At 72.1% G+C, this 17,754-nt stretch carries 15 protein-coding genes; 6 read left to right on the top strand and 9 right to left on the bottom strand.

The window, feature by feature from the left end:
• Window positions 1–102: 102 nt before the first annotated feature.
• Both ABTX78_RS14975 and ABTX78_RS14970 read left to right on the top strand, forming a co-directional pair.
• Window positions 103–1,221 (top strand): ferritin-like domain-containing protein, encoded by a 1,119-nt coding sequence (locus ABTX78_RS14975; RefSeq protein ID WP_352207211.1) that lies wholly within the window; start codon window positions 103–105, stop codon window positions 1,219–1,221.
• Window positions 1,222–1,388: 167 nt separating this feature from the next.
• Window positions 1,389–3,413 carry an LTA synthase family protein gene (locus ABTX78_RS14970; RefSeq protein WP_352207210.1) on the top strand — a complete coding sequence of 675 codons (2,025 nt, stop codon included), beginning with the start codon at window positions 1,389–1,391 and terminating at the stop codon, window positions 3,411–3,413.
• Between the two features lie 42 nt (window positions 3,414–3,455).
• Here ABTX78_RS14970 and ABTX78_RS14965 read toward each other — a convergent pair whose 3' ends face one another.
• The 7 genes from ABTX78_RS14965 to ABTX78_RS14935 all read right to left on the bottom strand — a co-directional run bounded on the left by ABTX78_RS14965 (window position 3,456) and on the right by ABTX78_RS14935 (window position 12,061).
• A complete protein-coding gene (locus tag ABTX78_RS14965) occupies window positions 3,456–4,553 on the bottom strand; it encodes an amidase family protein (RefSeq protein ID WP_352207209.1) in 1,098 nt (365 codons plus the stop codon).
• Window positions 4,554–4,557: 4 nt separating this feature from the next.
• Window positions 4,558–6,015: a penicillin-binding transpeptidase domain-containing protein gene (locus tag ABTX78_RS14960; RefSeq protein ID WP_352207208.1), complete on the bottom strand. Its 1,458-nt coding sequence runs from the start codon at window positions 6,013–6,015 to the stop codon at window positions 4,558–4,560.
• Window positions 6,012–7,391, bottom strand: coding sequence for an FtsW/RodA/SpoVE family cell cycle protein (locus ABTX78_RS14955; protein ID WP_352207207.1), 1,380 nt, complete (start codon window positions 7,389–7,391; stop codon window positions 6,012–6,014). Before ABTX78_RS14955 ends, ABTX78_RS14960 begins: the two co-directional genes overlap by 4 nt.
• Before the next feature lie 75 nt (window positions 7,392–7,466).
• Window positions 7,467–8,756: an ATP-binding protein gene (locus ABTX78_RS14950; protein WP_352207206.1), complete on the bottom strand. Its 1,290-nt coding sequence runs from the start codon at window positions 8,754–8,756 to the stop codon at window positions 7,467–7,469.
• Complete coding sequence (locus ABTX78_RS14945; RefSeq protein WP_352207205.1) at window positions 8,753–9,472, bottom strand: hypothetical protein; 720 nt, start codon at window positions 9,470–9,472, stop codon at window positions 8,753–8,755. Before ABTX78_RS14945 ends, ABTX78_RS14950 begins: the two co-directional genes overlap by 4 nt.
• A gap of 193 nt (window positions 9,473–9,665) precedes the next feature.
• Complete coding sequence (locus tag ABTX78_RS14940) at window positions 9,666–9,971, bottom strand: zinc-ribbon domain-containing protein (protein WP_313944122.1); 306 nt, start codon at window positions 9,969–9,971, stop codon at window positions 9,666–9,668.
• On the bottom strand, window positions 9,968–12,061 hold the full coding sequence (locus ABTX78_RS14935; protein WP_352207204.1) for a PBS lyase: 2,094 nt from the start codon (window positions 12,059–12,061) through the stop codon (window positions 9,968–9,970). Before ABTX78_RS14935 ends, ABTX78_RS14940 begins: the two co-directional genes overlap by 4 nt.
• A 114-nt stretch (window positions 12,062–12,175) precedes the next feature.
• On the opposite strand from ABTX78_RS14935, the gene ABTX78_RS14930 reads away from it, so the two are divergent.
• A complete protein-coding gene (locus tag ABTX78_RS14930) occupies window positions 12,176–12,979 on the top strand; it encodes a nuclease-related domain-containing protein (protein WP_352207203.1) in 804 nt (267 codons plus the stop codon).
• A 119-nt stretch (window positions 12,980–13,098) separates the two neighbouring features.
• On the opposite strand, the gene ABTX78_RS14925 is transcribed toward ABTX78_RS14930, so the two are convergent.
• Window positions 13,099–14,070: an ATP-dependent DNA ligase gene (locus ABTX78_RS14925; protein WP_352207285.1), complete on the bottom strand. Its 972-nt coding sequence runs from the start codon at window positions 14,068–14,070 to the stop codon at window positions 13,099–13,101.
• A gap of 2 nt (window positions 14,071–14,072) precedes the next feature.
• On the bottom strand, window positions 14,073–14,948 hold the full coding sequence (gene ligD, locus ABTX78_RS14920) for a non-homologous end-joining DNA ligase (RefSeq protein WP_352207202.1): 876 nt from the start codon (window positions 14,946–14,948) through the stop codon (window positions 14,073–14,075).
• Between the two features lie 49 nt (window positions 14,949–14,997).
• On the opposite strand from ligD, the gene ku reads away from it, so the two are divergent.
• The 3 genes from ku to ABTX78_RS14905 all read left to right on the top strand — a co-directional run bounded on the left by ku (window position 14,998) and on the right by ABTX78_RS14905 (window position 17,517).
• On the top strand, window positions 14,998–16,065 hold the full coding sequence (gene ku, locus ABTX78_RS14915) for a non-homologous end joining protein Ku (protein WP_352207201.1): 1,068 nt from the start codon (window positions 14,998–15,000) through the stop codon (window positions 16,063–16,065).
• Between the two features lie 140 nt (window positions 16,066–16,205).
• The gene (locus ABTX78_RS14910; protein WP_352207200.1) at window positions 16,206–16,349 is read left to right on the top strand and encodes a hypothetical protein; all 144 of its coding nucleotides are present in this window, start codon (window positions 16,206–16,208) and stop codon (window positions 16,347–16,349) included.
• A 604-nt stretch (window positions 16,350–16,953) separates the two neighbouring features.
• Window positions 16,954–17,517, top strand: coding sequence for a transglycosylase SLT domain-containing protein (locus ABTX78_RS14905; protein WP_352207199.1), 564 nt, complete (start codon window positions 16,954–16,956; stop codon window positions 17,515–17,517).
• The last annotated feature ends 237 nt before the right edge of the window (window positions 17,518–17,754 follow it).

The following is a 17,754-nucleotide window of genomic DNA, read 5'->3' as shown; positions in this document are numbered from 1 at the left end:
CTCGTCAATCCCCTGCGCACGACTTGTTGACTCTCCGTCTACCAACGTGTGAGCCTGCCAAGTGGCCTTCGGTATACGGGATATGAGGCGAAGGAGTCGCCGGTGTCGACGTACGACCGCTACACGAACGCCCCTGAAAGCCTCCAATGGCAGGTCCCGGCCTCGGGCGCGGCCCGCTTCAGCTGGGAGTACGACGACGGCCGCGACCGTCTTCTGGCCCTGTACCAGAAGGGCAAGGACAAGCAGTGGGACGGCGCCAAGCGCATCGACTGGGACCTCGAGGTCGATCCGTACGACCCGCTCGGCACCCCCGACGAGGCGCTGACCCTCTACGGCTCGCGCCACTGGGCAAAGCTCACCGAGAAGGACAAGGGCGAGCTGCGCAAGCACTACACCTCCTGGCAGTTCAGCCAGTTCCTGCACGGCGAGCAGGGTGCGATGGTGTGCGCCGCGCGCATCGTCGAGTCGGTGCCCGATCTGGACGCCAAGTTCTACTCCGCCACCCAGACCATGGACGAGGCCCGGCACGCGGAGATCTACGGGCGCTTCCTGCACGAGAAGGTGGGGATGCTGTACCCGGTCAACGACAACCTCCAGGGGCTGCTCGGCGACACCCTGCGCGACTCGCGCTGGGACATGCCCTACCTCGGCATGCAGGTCCTGATCGAAGGGCTCGCTCTCGCCGCGTTCGGCCTGCTCCGCGACACCACCGACAAGCCGCTGCCCAAGCAGATCCTGGCGTACGTCATGCAGGACGAGGCGCGGCACGTGGCCTTCGGGCGGATGGCGCTGCGCGACTATTACACGCAGCTCAGCGACGCGGAACTGCGCGAGCGCGAGGAGTTCGTGATCGAGGGCTGCTATCTGATGCGCGACCGCCTCAGCGGTGTCGAGGTCCTGGAGAACTTCGGCATTCCCCGGCGGGAGGCCGCCGAGCTCTCCGAACAGTCCGAGTTCCTCCAGCTGTTCCGCAAGCTGCTGTTCAGCAGGATCGTGCCGTGCGTGAAGGACGTCGGGCTCTGGGGCGAGCGGCTGCAGAAGGCGTACCTGGACATGGGCGTCTTCGAGATGGGTGACGCCAACCTCGACCTGCTGATGACGCAGGACGAGGAGATCGCGGAACAGCTGGACCGTGAACGGTTCGTGGAGGAGGAGCGGGCCAGGGTGGCGGAGGTCGCGGAGGTGATCGCGGACGGCGGGGACAGCCCAGCGCTGTCCTGAGAGACACCGGGCCGTCGGCCGGTGCAGCGGGCGGGCGTACGCTTCCCGCGCGGACGACCTGCCGGTTGAACCGGGAACGCCTGCCGGCCGTACTCATAGCCGGCGGCCCGGTCTCCCGAGCCCGGTCCGCCGTGCCACCACCGCGCTTCGCACGGAAGGACCTTCGGGTGCCGCTCTTCACGCGCTCTCGTCAGCTGCTGCACAAGGACGCGGCGACCACCGATGAGGACCCGAAGCCGACGGCGGGTGACGCGGCCGACTCCGAAGGGGACGATGCCGCCGATCCCGAAGCGGAAGCCGGCCCCGACGCAGACGCCCCGGACCCCGACGCAGGCACCCCGGACCCCGAGGCAGGCACCCCCGGCCTCGGCGCAGGCACCCCGGGCCCCGAGGCAGGCACCCCCGGCCTCGGCGCAGGCACCCCGGGCCCCGACGCAGACCTCCCCGGCCCCGACGCAGGCACCCCGGACCCCGACGCAGACACCCCCGACCCCCACTCGGACACCCCCGACCCCGAAGCGGCCCCGGCCGGCGGGCGGAAGCACCCGGGCCTCGCGCGCGCCCGCTCGTCGACGACGACCGTGCTCGCCGCCCTGCTCGTGTTCGCCGCGCTCGTCGTCCCCAACGAACTCACCCGCCTCACACCCGCCGCCTTCACCCGCATTCCCGTCGAGGCGATCTTCGGTGCCGCCCTGCTGCTGGTCCTGCCGACGCCGGCGCGACGGGTGACGGCGGTCCTCGCCGGGGCGTGCCTCGGTCTCGTGACCGTCCTGAACCTGCTGGACATGGGGTTCTACTCGGTGCTCGACCGGCCCTTCGACCTCGTACTGGACTGGATCCTGTTCGACGACGCGAAGGCGTTCCTCCAGGACTCGGTCGGCACGGCCGGCGCGATCGGCGCCGTCATCGTGGTCATCGCCCTGGTCTTCGCCCTCCTCGTCCTCATCACGCTGGCGGTCGTCCGGCTGACCCGGCTCGTCGCCGAGCACAGTGCGGTGGCGACCCGTTCCGTCCTGGTGGCCGGGACCGTCTGGGTCGGCTGCATGGCGCTCGGGGTGCAATACGTCGGCGTCCCCGTCGCCTCCCTGGCCACGGCCGACCTGGCCAAGCACCGCCTGTACACGGTGCGTGCGGGCATCGAGGACGAGCGGGCGTTCGCCAGGGAGGCGGCCGTCGACCGGTTCGCCGACGCCCCTGCCGACCGGCTGCTGACCGGACTGCGCGGCAAGGACGTCATCTTCGCGTTCGTCGAGAGCTACGGTCGCAGCGCCATCGAGGACCCGGCGATGGCGCCGCAGATGAACGAGACCCTCGCCGAGGGCACCGGCCGGCTGAAGGCGGCCGGGTTCTCCGCACGCAGCGGCTTCCTCACCTCGCCCACGTTCGGCGGCGGCAGCTGGCTGGCGCACTCCACGTTCATGTCGGGCCTGTGGGTCAAGAACCAGCAGCGGTACCGCAGTGTCACCTCGAGCGACCACCTCTCGCTCACCGGCGCCTTCCAGCGCTCCGGCGCCTGGCGGACGGTCGGCATCATGCCGGGCGTCACCCGCTCGTGGCCGGAAGGGAAGTTCTACGGCCTCGACACCGTCTACGACTCCCGCGAGCTCGGCTACGAGGGCCCGAAGTTCAGCTGGGCGCCGGTCCCCGACCAGTACAGCCTGTCGGCCTTCGAGCGCCTGGAGAACAGCAAGCCGGGCCGCAAGCCGCTGATGAGCGAGATCATCCTCGTCTCCAGCCACAACCCCTGGGCGCCCATCCCCAGGGCCATCGGGTGGGACGAGATCGGTGACGGCTCGGTCTACGAGTCCATCAGCAAGGAGGGCAAGGACCCGAAGGAGGTCTGGAAGGACCCGGACCAGGTCCGTACCGAGTACCGGCGTTCCGTGGAGTACTCGGTGAACAGCCTTGTCTCGTACGTGACGGAGTACGGCGACAAGGACACCGTGCTGGTCCTCCTCGGCGACCATCAGCCCGCGAAGATCGTCACCGGCGAGAACGCAGGCCGGGACGTGCCGATCTCGATCGTCGCGCACGACCCCGCGGTCCTCGACAAGATCGCCGGCTGGGGCTGGCACGAGGGCCTCAAGCCGTCCCCGGACGCGCCGGTCTGGCCGATGGACATGTTCCGCGACCGCTTCCTGACGGCGTACGGCCCGCAGCCCCCCGCTCCGGCGACGCCACCGGCGCGCTAACGGGCTCGCGGGCTCGCGGACGAGGCGGCCTGTACGCCGGGTTCAGTCGCCCGGGGTCGCCGCGCCACCGTCGGGCGTCCGTGTCGGCCGGCGTACGGCCGCCGGCCCGTCCTGTGCCGCCACCGCCATCTCGACCAGCGCCACGTCCGCCCCGCGCGCCGCGACCAGTTGGAGGCCCACCGGGCAGCCGTCGTCCGTGAAGCCCGCCGGGACACTGGCCGCCGGATGGCCGCTGAGATTGAACGCCCAGGTCAGCGCCGTCGAGTAGGTGTCGCCCGGGCCGTCGTGGCCGTGGGGGCGGTTCGGGGTCGCGGGGGTCAGCAGCAAGTCGGTCCGGGCGAACACGGCATCCAGGCGGCGGTCGTTCTCCGCGCGGACCGCCGCACCGGCGGCCGGGCGGCCGCCCCGGATCGCCTGCCAGGCATCCCGCGGGTCGAGCAGTTCGAGACGGCTCCGGTCCAGGCGTACCACCCCGGTTGCCTCCAGCCGCTCGGCCGCCGCCCGCGCCACCGACTCCACCTGCGGGTCCGTCCGCGCGAAGCCCAGATCGGGTGACCAGCGCGCCCGCAGTGGCAGGACGAGGCGTACCTCCTCATACGGGTCGAGCACCGCCCGCAGACAGGTCCGCGCGTCCGCGGCCGTCGGGGTGAGCAGACCCGCCGAGGCGAGACCGGTGCGGTCGGGCGACGGCAGCAGGCCGTTCGTGGTCTTCAGCCCGAACACCCCGCACCAGGCCGCTGGGATCCGTACCGACCCGGCGCCGTCGCTTCCCGTGGCGAGAGCGGCCATGCCTGTGGCGACCGCCACCGCCGCGCCCGCCGAGGAGCCCCCGGGGGTGCGGTCCGCCCGGTACGGGTTCACCGTCCGGCCGTGCCGGCCGAGACCCCAGGTCTGCCAGTACGTGCCCGGCCCCGGCACCGCCGTGGACCCGACCGGCACGGCACCCGCGGCGATCAGCCGCCGGGCCGCGTACGCGCGGATGCCGGCCGGCCCCTTCACCGCGAACGGAACCCCCGCCAGCGCCGCCGCAGGATCGGACTGCCGGCCCGGCGCCCGCTCCGGCCACACATCGAGGAAGGCGCAGACCTGCCGGTCCAGCCGTTCGATCCGCTCCAGAGCCACAGCCAGGGCCACCGTCATCGGATCAGTCTCGCAGGGCCGCCTCCATGACGGCGCGCGCGATCGGAGCCGCGCTGCCGCCGCCGCTGACGGCCCCGCGCACCGCCGTGGCGTCCTCGACGACCACGGCGACCGCGACCGCCGGCTCGGTGGCGCCGCGCTTCTGCGCCCAGGAGATGAACCAGGCGTAGGGCGTACCCGAGTTGCCCAGTCCGTGCTGCGCCGTGCCGGTCTTGCCGCCCACCGTCACCCCCTTGATCGCGGCCTTCCCACCGGTTCCGTCCTCCACCACGCGCACCATCAGCCGCTGCAACTGCTCTGCCGTGGCGGGGGTCATCGCCTGGTGGTACGAACGCTGGTCGGTCTGCGAGAGCGTCCGGCCACCCGGGGTCGTCACACGCTCCACCAGATGAGGCTGCTTGAGGTCCCCGGCGTTGGCGACGGCCGCCGAGACCATCGCCATCTGGAGCGGTGTCGCCGTGGTGTTGAACTGCCCGATCGACGACAGCGCCAGCTGGTCCACGGTCATCCGGGTGTCGAAGTTGGAGGGGGCCACTCCGGAGGGGATGCGCAGCTTGCGGTCGTTGAAGCCGAACTTGGAGACCGTGTCCAGCATGCGGGCCAGGCCGATCTTCACGCCGATCTCCGCCATCACCGAGTTGCACGACCACTGGATCGCGTAGGCGAGCGAGGCGTTGCGGCAGTCCTTCGTCGCGTTGGGCAGCGTGGTACGGGTGCCCGGCAGGATGTACGGGTCGGGTGTACCGGTCGGCGCGTCGACGTCGGCGACCACCTTTGCGTCCAGCGCCGCCGCCGCGGTCACGATCTTGAAAGCGGAGCCGGGCGGATACGTCTGCCGGATCGCCCGGTTCAGCATCGGCTGTGTGTACTCCGCGTTGAGCCGTGCCCACGCGTACGTCGTCGACATGCCCGTGCCCGAGAGCTCGCCGGGGTCGTACGACGGGCTGCTGACCAGCGCGAGAATTCTGCCGGTCGACGGTTCGAGCGCGGCGACGGCGCCCCGCCTGCCGCCGAGTCCCCGGTACGCGGCCTCCTGCATCGACGGTTTGATGGTGGTGACGACATTGCCGCCGGAGCGCCGGTTGCCGCTCACTCCATTCCAGAACGGGAACGCGGTGAGCAGCGGATCCGAGCCCGAGAGCACCTTGTCCTCCGCGTTCTCCAGGAGGGTGGTGCCGTACGTCTGCGAGGAGAAACCGGTCACCGGTGCGTACAGCGGGCCCTGGGGATAGGTGCGTTCGAAGCGGAGCTGCTCGCCGGTGTCCTCGTTGCCGGTGACGGGTCTGCCGCCGACCAGGATGTGGCCGCGCGGCCCGTCGTAACGGCCGATCGCCGTACGGCGGTTCGCCGGGTTGTCGTCCAGCGGGCCGGACGCGACGAGCTGCACCCGCGCGGCGTTGATCAGCAGGGCGACGAGCAGCAGAAGGCAGAGGCCTGCCGCGCGGCGGATGTAGCGGATCACCTGTCCCCCTTCAGGGCCGGGACGAGCACCCCGGTGTCGGCCGGTTCCGGGCTCGGCCGGCGGGCCGAGTCGCTGACCCGGATGAGCAGCGCCACGATGATCCAGTTGGTGACGACGGACGAACCGCCCTGCGCCAGGAAGGGCATCGCCATGCCGGTGAGCGGGATCAGCCCCATCACACCGCCCGCGATGACGAAGACCTGGAGGGCGATGATCGAGGCGAGCCCCACCGCCAGCAGCCGCCCGAAGGGGTCGCGCAGACAGAGCCCGGCCTGGAAGCCGCGCGCCACCATGAGCGCGTAGAGCATCAGGATGCCGGTGAGGCCGACCAGTCCGAGTTCCTCGCCCGCGGTGGCCAGGATGAAGTCGGACTTGGTCGCGAACCCGATGAGCGTGGAATGGCCGAGGCCGAGACCGGTGCCGAGCATCCCGCCCGCGGCGAAGGCGAACAGTGACTGGGCGACCTGGCTGGGTCCCTGACCGGCCTCGATGGTCGCGAACGGGTCCAGCCAGTCCTGGACCCGGCCGTGCACATGGGGTTCGAGCAGGCCGACCGCGACCGCGCCGGCCGCCGCGAGCGTCAGCCCCACCGCGATCCAGCCGGTCCGGCCAGTGGCCACGTACAGCATGATCACGAAGAGTCCGAAGAAGAGCAGTGAGGTGCCGAGGTCACGTTCCAGTACGAGTACGGCGACGCTGATCAGCCAGATCGCGACGACGGGACCGAGCACCCGGCCGGTGGGGAGCTGCATCCGCCAGATCCGGCGGCCCGTGCTGGCGAGCGTGGTGTGGTTGGCCGCGAGGTACGCGGCGAAGAAGACGGCGAGCAGGATCTTCGCGAACTCACCCGGCTGGAACGACAGTCCGCCGATACGGATCCAGATCCGGGCGCCGTTCACCGCGGGGAAGAAAATCGGCACCAGCATCAGGGCGAGCGCGGCGGCGACCGAGACGTAGGCGTAGCGCTGGAGGAGCCGGTGGTCGCGCAGCAGGAGGACCGCGGTGATGAAGAGGGCGACTCCGAGCGTGGACCAGATCAGCTGGACGGGCGCGGCGATGTCGTGCGGCGTCTCCTGGTCGAGCCGGTAGATGAGCACCAGGCCCAGGCCGTTGAGGAGGACCGCGATGGGCAGCAGCAGCGGGTCGGCGCACGGGGCGCGGAACCGCACGGCGAGATGGGCGAGAAGCGCGAGGACGCCGAGGCCGGCGCCGTAGCGCAGTACGTCGTGCGGTACGGCGTTGTGGCGGGCGAGACCCACCGCCGCGTAGCCGAAGACGCTGATGAGGACGGCGCCCACCAGGAGCGAGAGCTCGACGCCCCGCCGCCGGGGGAGACGCGGGGCGGGCGGGGGAGCCTCCGCCGTCGTTGCGGTCATGCCACGCAACGTAGCAAGACGCAAGTCTTATGTCCCTTTATGTCAATAGTGTGCCGGTGAGGAGTTGACGGAACGTCACATCCCGCCTTCGGGGGCGAGGTCGGGGGAGTCGTCGTCGAACCGCACGTACTCGGGCAGCGTCAGCCGGGCCACCGCACCGCCCTCGGGCGCGTTCGTGAAACGCAACTCGGCTCCGATCGCGGCCGACTGGCCGACCGCGATGGTCAGTCCGAGCCCGTGCCCCTTGCTGCCGCCCTCGGTGCGGAACCGCGCGGGCCCGTGCGCCCGCAGATACCCGGGATAACCCGGCCCGTGGTCGGTGACCGTCACCACCGGGCCGTCGACGGTCAGCACCACCGGCGGCCTCCCGTGCCGATGGGCGTTGGACACGAGATTGCCGAGCACGCGTTCGAGCCTGCGGCGGTCGGTCTCCACCGCGGCGTCCCGTACGACCCGCACCTCGGTGTCCGTCCCCGACAACCGCACCACGCGCTCCGCCAGTCGCGCCAGTTGGTGCACCTCCAGGTCCACCGTCTCGCTGCCCGCATCCAGCCGGGAGATCTCCAGCAGGTCCTCGGTCAGCGAGCGCATCGCGCGCACCCGGTCCCGCACCATCTCGGCCGGCCGTCCCTCCGGCAGCAGCTCGGCCGCCGCCGTCAGCCCGGTCAGCGGCGTCCGCAGCTCGTGCGCCACGTCCGCCGTGAACCGCTGCTCGCTCAGCAGCTTGCCCTGGAGCGAGGAAGCCATCGTGTCCAGCGCACCGGAGACCGTCGCCACCTCGTCCTGGCGGCGCGAAGGGTCCTCGGTGCGCGGATCGTTGACCCGGGCGTCGAGGTCGCCCGCGCTGATCCGCCGGGCCACCTGCGCGGTCAGATGGAGCCGGCGCGTGACCCGGGTGACGGCGAACGCGCCGACCAGCAGCGTCGCCCCGATGGCCAGCCCCGACGAGCCGACGATGGCCCGGTCCAGGCCGTCGATGGTGTTGGCGCTCTGGGTGTAGTCGAGGCGTACGGCGATGGCCCGGCCGTCCGCGGGCCCCGCGGCCCACATGGTCGGGTGCCCCTCGAAGCTGCTCACCACCGTGCCGCGCCTCCCGCCGACGGCGACATCGCGCAACGCCGCCGGCAGGCCGGGTGGATCCACGCCCGCGTACCGGGGCAGCGGAGCACCGCCCTCGTACGCCTCGGTGACCTCCGTCAGCCGGTCCAGCGCCTTCCCGCGGGACTCCTCCACGGTCTGCCGGGTGACCGAGGCGTGCACCAGCGCGCCCAGCAGTGCCGCGAGCGCGCAGCACATCACGGTGATGAAGACCGCGGCCTTCCAGGTGAGGGTCGCGGTCCAGCGGGGCAGTCGCGGCGCTCTCACGGCCCGGCCGCCGGACGCCTCGGCGTGGCGGAGGGCGGCGGTGTGGCGGACGGTGACGGCGTGACGCGGACGATCTCGTCGCTCGTCGCCAGCATCGCGTTCTGCCGGGCGTCCCAGGACCACACCGTGCGGTACTCGTACCCGGGGATGCCGGCGGAGACCGAACGCAGCACGAGGTCCCGGCCGGCCAGCTCCACGTTCACCAACTGGTCGTACGTGGCCATGATCCGCGTCAGCCCGCCCTGGCCGGGCATGTAGCAGCGCACCGCCGTCTGCTGCCGCGGCAGGGTGATACCGACGATCAGCTCGTCCTGCCCGTCACCGGTCAGGTCGCGGTAGTACGGCGGGAGTACCGGGCACGACGCGGGTTTCGTCGTGCAGTCGTGGAGCCGGGCGACCGTCTCCTGGTAGCGGTCGTCGGCGCCGGTGAAGGTGCTCGGCTTGGCGGCGGCCTCGGCGAGCAGGACCGACACCGGGTCGAGTTCGCGCACCCCGGCGGCCGGGACCGTGATGCCGGGGACCCGTTCGGTGTCGGTCTCGCCGTAGTCGTTGGGCGGCGAGGTGACGGGCGCGAGACCGGGCCACAGCCGGACGGGTCCGACGGCCGTGGGGGTGGCACCAGCGATCTCCAGCCGGCCGTCGTCGCCGCACCCCGACAGCAGTACGGCGGTGACCGCCGTCAGCAGCGCGGCGTACAGCAGGCGGGGCGGGCGCACGGGTCTCCTCGGACAGTCGGTCTTCCCGTAGACCTTATTCGTAGGGAAGTCCTTTTTGTCCACCGGTCGGGCGGTCACGCACCCTGGCCGGAGTGCGCCGCTGGAGCGCCGGCGAGCGGTGCCTCCCGCCGGGCGGGCGTGTGGCCTCACGCCGGTAAGGGCGGTGGCCTCAGCGCTGGTACGGGCTGTGACCTCAGCGCTGGTACGGGTTCTGCTGCCCCGGCTGCGCCTGCGGCTGGGCCTGGGGCGCTCCGCCCTGCGGGCCCGCGGCCTGCGCCAGCAGCTGGTCGGCCTGCTCCTTGGTGATCTTCTGCTCCATGCCGCAGAACGTGCACTGCGTGGCGTACTTCGTCGACACCGGGAACAGCGGCACGAAGAACAGCGTGAACTTGGTGACCCGCTTGCGGAGCGTGTGCGCGGACGGGTTGCCGCAGTGCCCGCACACCAGCGTCAGTATGGCCAGCTGGAAGATGTAACCCTTGGTACCGAAAATGATCATGTCGCCGGTCCCTCGCTCGTCAGCGCCCGCCGGCACAGGGCCAGCAGCTTCTCATCCGTAAAGATGTCATGACTGCCGTACCCGCCGTCCATCGCCTGGTGCCGCCGGACGGACGAGATTTCCGCACGCAGCGTCCGCTCCACCTCGTCCGCCACCGCCTCGGGAGGTCCGTCCGGGAGGCCCGCGAGGCATGCGGCGATCGCGGGACGCGTGCCCGGAAGGGTCTCCCAGGCCACCCGCAGCACGGGCCACGCACGGTCCGCGTCGCCCGTCACCCGCCACAGGGCGATCGCCGCGTCCGTCCGGGCCCACACATCCGGCGCCCGCAGCAGTCCCGCCAGGGCGGGGGCGGCCGCTGTCGCCTCGCTGCCCACGACACCGAGCGCCGCGGCCGACACACGCCGGACCGCGAGTTCGCTCGCCGACAGGGCCGTACGCAGGACGGGAAGGACCTCCCGCGCGCCCGGCTCCACCGCCCACAGCGCCGCCGCGGTCTTCACCGCCAAGGCGCCCGCACAGTCGCCCCCGGCCAGCAGCCCCCGCAGATCCGGGGCGGCCGTCCGGGCCGCGGGCCCGAAGGCGGTCAGTGCACGCAGCACCTGCTCGACGACCCACTCCTTGCGGTACCGGGGCGCCCCGCGCAGCACCCGCAGCACCTCGGGCAGCGCGTCGGTGGCCCGCAGCGCCGTCAGTCCGTGCAGCAGCGGACCTGCCAGGTCATGGAGCCGCTCGTCCAAATCCAGCGCGCCGAGCCGCCTGCGCAGCCCCGGCACGAGTGGCAGGGCCTTCTCGCCCAGATGGTCCAGCACATGTCCGAGGTTCCGCGGTGCCTCGTCCAGCTCCAGCAGCCGTGCCAGCACCGGCACCGCCCGCCGGTCGCCCGCGCGCGCGAGGGTCATGACCACGCTGCCGAGCACGGGCGGTCCGCCGGGCCACTCCTGCACCCAGCCCGCCGGGTCCGCCGCGGCCCGGTCCGCCAGCGCGTCCGCCGCGGGCGCGGCCAGACCGAACAACTCCCCGAGCGCGAGCACCGCGGCGTCCGCAAGCCGTGGTTCGGGGTCGCTGAGCTGTTCGCCGATGAGCCCCACCAGCTCGCCGTACTCCCCGCGCCAGGTCCGCAGCAGAGCGCCGCTCATCCGTACGGCATCGGTCCGCTGCCCCCAGTCGGGACTGCACAACTGGTCCGTCAGCAGCGCCGTCCGGTCCTCGACCCGGTCACCCAGACCGGAGTGGAGCGTCCGCAGCAGGTCCGCCGTCCAGGGAGCGTGCCGGCCCGCCGTCTCCGCCTCGTGGCGCTCGCGCAGCTGTCCGAGAATCGTCGGCGTCGACGGCCGCTCGGGCGCCGACGAGGCGGGCACCGGCTCGGCGCGCAGCTCCCGCAGCAGGCCCGTCACCCCGGTCACCACGTCGGGCGGCAGGGCGTCCGGGGCGCAGCGGGCGAGCTGGGCCAGAGCGGCCAGCCGGACCCCCGCGCCGTACGTCACCCGGGTCAGCCCGGTCAGCCACTCCACCACCTCGGATGCCAGACGCCCGTGCCGCAGCGCTATCCGGCCCGCCGCCTCCACACAGGCGAAGCGGACCTCCGCGTCCTCTTCCGCGGCCAGACGCCGGCGCAACAGCCCCAGCACCAGCTCCGGGTCACCGTGCAGAGTGGCGAGCGCGAGGGGGGCGGCGAGCCGCACCCCGCGGTCCCCGGAGTCGACGAGCGCGAGAAAAACGTCGGCGCCCGCGGTCACGGCCGACGCCGCCATCGCGTAGTTCGCCGCGTACTCGAACTCCTCGTCCTCCGGGTCCAGTTCGTCGTCGCCGTCCAGATCGATGCCGCCGATGCTCGTCAGCAGCTCGACGATGCAACCGCGGTCCTCGACGGACGGATCGCCGACCAGCTCCAGCAGGAAGGGGATGCAGGCGAGCGTGGAGTCGTACACATCGCCCTGGTGGTGCACCGCGCCGTACATCCCGTCGAGTGCCGACTCCCGCTCAGCGGGGTCCGGGGACGCCAGCCCGTACAGCAGGGCCGGCACGTCGTCCGCCGGGCCGTAGGCATGCTCCAGTGACGCCCAGTCGACGTCGTTGATTCCCCCGAACACGCCTGCCCCCTCCCAAGAACGTGCGCTTGGGGAGAGTGTGCACCACCGCTCCGGCATCGCGGGGTTATTGCCCCGAAGGCCCCCGGGCTGTTCCCATGGTCCGGGGGTGATGGCATGACCGCGCTGCGCGTCACACCAGCACACAGGGAAGGCCGGGACCGGCTCTACGTCAGCCTTCCCGACGGACGGAACGTCGCCTGGTTCGACCGCGACACCGGGCGGATCAGCCTGGTCGCGGACGAGCACCGGGACGGGGTGCTCGCGGCTCTCGCGCCCTATGTGACAGAGGACTTCACCATCGGGCCCCCACCCGTGCCCACCTCCGCCGACCTCGCCAGGCTCTCCCTGCACCCCGATGACGACCTGGCCCCCAACCGCTCCGGCGAGAGCCTCCTTGCGGACCTGGACCGCAGTCCCGCCCCCGGCAGCCGCTTCCGCCAGGACCCGCGCCTGGCGCAGCTCGACGCCGACCGGCTGCTCGGCGACGCCCTGGAGCGGCTGGAGTCGGCGGGCTGGCGCGTCCTGCACTCGGTTCCGCTGCCCGGCGCCGAGCGCATCGACCATCTGCTGCTCGGACCGGCCGGCGCGCTGGCCGTGCATACCCTGCCCGCGCGGAAGCAGCGGGTACGTGTCGCCGACCCGATGGTCCGCGCGGGCCGCGGGCAGCCCGTCCCCCTGCTGCGCACCACCCGCCGCCGGGCGGAGCGCGCCTCGCTGGCCCTGACCGCGGCCGTGCGGCCGGTGCTCGCCGTCGTCGGGGCGGCGCGGCTGGACGTTCTGCCGACGCCGCCCGGCGTCAGAATCCTTCGCGAAACGGAAGTGCCGGCACTGGCCGGGCTCGGTGGGGTGCTGAAGCCGGCGGACATAGAGGCGCTGTACGCGACGGCGCGCGACCGCCGCACGTGGCTGCGGGCCTGACGGAGCGGGTGGGGCGGCGCGGGCCAGGTGGCCCGCCCAAGGCGGCGGCCGACGCGGGCGGTTCGGGCGGGCCGGGCGGGTTGGGCGGGAGACCGTCCGGCGCGCGGGGTCCGGCACTCTCAGCAGGACGCACCAGGTCCGTCCCCCTCGGCGTCGGGGGGAAGGCGCAGCCGCAGCACCGTGGTGGTCGCGTGCCGCGTGGTCCGCAGCTCCACTTCGGCGCTCAGCCCCGCCGCGACCGGCTGGTACGCGACCTCGCCGAGACCGGCCGCCATCGCCACGGGCGCCCCGACCGGCACGAGGGGATCGCCCGCCCCGACGCCGGTACCGGACGCGGCCGTCCCGGCCGGCCCCGGCAGCGCGGCGGCCGCCTGGACCCGCAGCGCCGGCGGCAGCGGGCTGGAGACCACGGGGGTGTCGTCGTCGGGCAGGACCAGCACCAGGGCGTGCGGCCGGGACCGCGCCCCGGTGAATCCGACGACCACCGCATCGTGCGCCGAGGTGTGCCGCAGCTTCATCCACGCCCGCGTGCCGCTGCGGTACGTCTGGTCCAGCCGTTTGATCACCAGCCCCTCGACGCCGATCCCGGGCAGCGAGTCGTACCAGGTCGCGGCCTCGTCGGCGTCGAGCGTCATCGGCACGGCCTGAAGCGGCGGACCCAGTGACCCGAGGAGAGCGACCAGCCGGCGCCGCCTCTTCTCGTACGCGGCGGTCGTCAGGTCCTCTCCGCCCTCGGCCAGCAGATCGAAGGCCGCGTACGAGGCGGGCAGCCGGCGCGCGAGAGCGGGTGCGCGGCCCGGGGTCGCGGCAGCGCGCTTCTGCACGGCGGCGAAGTCGGTCCGGCCCTCCGTCCAGACGACGACCTCGCCGTCCAGCACCGTCCCCACGGGCAACTGCCGTGCGGCGGCGGCCAGATCGGGGAACGCGTCCGTGATGATCCGCCCGGAGCGGGCCTGGAGCACGACCTTCTCAGCGGTACGGAAGATCACCATCCGGTGACCGTCGAACTTCGGCTCGTACGCCAGCCGCCCCCCACGCGGCAGCGTGCTCACCGACTCGGCGAGCATCACCTTCAGCGGTGGGCGCGGCATGCTCACGGCAGCGGCCTCGCCTGCCCGGGATCGGTCAGCGGGGCGAGCAGATCGCCGTACCTCTCCAGACGCGGTGCGATGTCACCGATCCGGAAGGTGAGCTCCTGCCGCGACTCGATCTCTTCCCAGGTGACGGGCGCCGACACGGTCGGTTCGGGCCGGGCTCGCAGGGTGTAGGGGGCGGCGGTCGTCTTCGCGGCGGCGTTCTGGCTGTGGTCGACGAAGACCTTTCCGGGCCTCAGATTGCGGGCCATCCGGTACAGGGCCAACCGCGGCAGCGCGGCCTCCGCCTCGATCGCGAGGCTCTTCGCGTACGCCGACACCTCCTCCGACGGGGTCGGCCGCACGGGCACCAGGACGTGCAGCCCCTTGGACCCCGAGGTCTTCACGTACGCCTCGAACCCGTCCTCCGCCAGGCGCTCCCGCAGCCACAGCGCCACGGTGCAGCACTCCTCGACCGTGGCGGGGGCGCCGGGGTCGAGATCGAAGACCATCCGGTCGGCGACGGCCGGCGCGTCCTGCGTCCACTGGTGCGTATGGAACTCCACGACCAGATTCGCCGCCCAAACCAGTGACGGCAGGTCGGCGACGACGACCTGCCGGGCGTTCTTGTCGTCGGAGCGTGGCACCGGGGCCGTCTGTACCCACGATGGCGTACCGGGCGGCGGATTCTTCGTGAAGAACATCTGCCCGTCCGGCCCGTCCGGGTAGCGGAGGAAGGAGACCGGCCGGTCGTGGATGTGCGGCAGTATCGCGTCCGCCGTCGAGGCGTAGTAGTGCAGCAGCTCTGCCTTGGTCGTCCCGGTGGCGGGGTGGATGACCTTCTCCAGGTTGCTCAGCGCCAGGCGCCGCCCCTCCACCTCTGTGATCGGCGTCATACGATGAGAATCCCACGATTCCCGGAATTACGGATGAAAGGGATCAAGAGTGCGATCCATCTGGAACGGGGCCATTTCCTTCGGCTTGGTCAGCATCCCCGTGAAGCTGATGAACGCCACGGAGAACCACTCCATCTCCTTCCGCCAGATCCACGCCGCCGACGGCGGCCGAATCCGCTACCGCAAGGTCTGCGAACTGGAGGAGAAGGAGGTGCCCAACGACGAGATCGGCAAGGGCTACGAGACGGAGGACGGCTCGGTCATCCCGATCACGGACGAGGACCTGGCCAAGCTTCCGCTCCCGACGGCGAAGACGATCGAGATCGTGGCCTTCGTGCCGGGGACGGAGGTCGACCCGTTGCAGATCGACGCCGCGTACTACCTCTCGGCCAACGGCGGCCCGGCCGTCAAGCCGTACACCGTGCTGCGGGAGGCCCTCAAGCGCAGCCAGAAGGTCGCCCTCGCCAAGTTCGCCCTCCGCGGCCGGGAACGCCTAGGGATGCTGCGCGTCGTCGAGGACGTGATCGCCATGCACGGCCTGCTGTGGCCGGACGAGATCCGCTCGCCGGACGAGGTGGCCCCGGACGGGGACGTCACGGTCCGCGAGGCCGAACTCGACCTGGCGGACGCGCTGATGAACACCCTCGGGGAGGTCGACATGGACTCTCTGCACGACCACTACCGGGAAGCGGTCGAGGAGATGATCGCGGCCAAGGCGCAGGGCGCCGAACTGCCCGCAGCGCCCGAGGGCGAGGGCGGCGGCGGCCAGGTCATCGATCTGATGGCAGCGCTGGAGAGCAGCGTGCGGGCCGCGAAGAACGCGCAGGGCGGGGACGCGGGCACGGACACGGGCACGCACGCGGAGGTCACCCCGATCAAGGGCCGCAAGAAGACGGCCGCGTCGAAGACGGCGGCGAAGAAGACCGGCGCGGCGAAGACGGCGGCGGGCAAGAAGGCGGCGAAGAAGACGGCGGCGAAGAAGACCGCGTCAAAGGCGGCGACGAAGACGGCGGCGAGCAAGAAGGCGACGTCGGGGGCGGCGAAGAAGACGGCCGCGTCGAAGACGGCGGCGAAGAAGACGACGAAGGCCTCGCCGAAGAAGCGCGCCTCGGCGTGAGGGGCCGCGTGTCCGGCCCACAGGCCCCACCGTTGTGTGGGCCGTTGCGGTGCAGCCTGGCCCCGCCGGTTCGTGAGGAGCAACGCCCGGAACGGGGCCCGCTCGTCCACGGCTACTGCCGTGAGACGGAGGACGCGGACATGCGGAGCCCGCGGCCCGCGGACGAGTACACGGCGCAGGAGTACGCCGTCACCCTCCAGGACGACGGGACCCTCGCCCTGACGCCGGCGCCGCCACTCAGCAGTGTCGCGGTGTTCACGCGGCAGCCGCGCCAGTCGCGGTAGCCGCCCGCCGGGCGAAGCCCGCGCCCGTACGCGCCGCGCGGCGCCCCGGGCACCTGCCGCCGCATGCCCCGCGAGGCACCCGTCCCGTACTCCGGGCGAAGCACCGTCGCTCCCGCAGGCAGCGCGCGTGCACCCGCCCGCCCCGCGAAAAGCACCCCCCGGGTCCGCGCCCCGCAGGTCCCGCGCATGCCTGCCCACGCCCCCTCCCGCCCCTGTATGCGCACTCAGCGCACCCATCCCGTCACCTGGTGCATTCCACCCCACCCCAAACCATCCCAAATTGCTCGCCACCTGTGAGGCGCCCCATAGGACCCACGTCACTTACTAAGCGCGGTAGTGGCGGCGTCCCGCGCTCTCGACCGCAGGCGACCCCCGCTCGATCTCACACGGGACATATCTGCGTAGTTCGGTAGTACGTCACATCTTTGCGTCCACCGCAGAGCGCCGTTAACCATGGCTGACGTTCCGGGGAGCCGAGTGCCGGACCGGGCGAAACCCGCCCGTCCGACCGCACCGGCCCACGCTGCGGAGTCCGACTCCGCTCCAGCCGTACCGACCCCCCGGTCGGCCTCCCCGCACGTCCCCCATGGAGAGGTACATCCGCATGACCACGCACATGAAGTCCAGCACCGGCCGTATCGCCCGCCTTCGCAAGCTCTCGGTCGCGGGCATAGCCACCGCCGGTGCCGCGGCAGCCGCGCTCACGATGATGCCCTCGGCCGCCCACGCCGCCGAGCCGGTCTCCGCGAGCGCGTCCACCGCCTCCGTCGCCTCGGTCAAGGCCAAGGCGGACGCCAAGTCCGACGCCCACGCGGCCAAGAAGACCACGGCGAAGAAGAAGACGTACGCGAACAACCTCGACGGCTGGATCAAGGAGTCGCTGGCCATCATGAAGGCCAAGGACATCCCCGGCAGCTACGAGGGCCTGCACCGCAACATCATGCGGGAGTCCGGCGGTGACCCGAAGGCCGAGAACGGCTGGGACATCAACGCCCAGAACGGCACGCCGTCCAAGGGCCTGCTGCAGGTCATCCAGCCGACGTTCGACGCCTACCACGTCACCGGCACCCCGCACGACCTGACCGACCCGGTCGCCAACATCACCGCGGCCGCCAACTACGCCGCCGACAAGTACGGCTCGATCGACAACGTCGACTCCGCGTACTGAGTCAGCCGAGCCACGGGCGCAGCCGCACCCGCCGCACGAGCGACCACCGGCACACCACTGCCGGTGAACGCCTGACGGTGAACGAAGGGCCGTGAACGCCTGACGGTGAACGCCTGACGGTGAACGAAGACCCGTGACCGCCTGACAGTGAACGAAGGCCGGTGGCGACTGCCGGAACACCCGGGCAGCGCCACCCGACGAACGACGGCCGGCCGGCGAGGCCCGGCCGGCGAAGGA

The sequence above is a fragment of the Streptomyces sp. NPDC096193 genome (assembly GCF_040302905.1).
In the GTDB taxonomy this organism is placed as follows: domain Bacteria; phylum Actinomycetota; class Actinomycetes; order Streptomycetales; family Streptomycetaceae; genus Streptomyces.
This window is presented reverse-complemented; position numbering and strand designations above follow the sequence as displayed.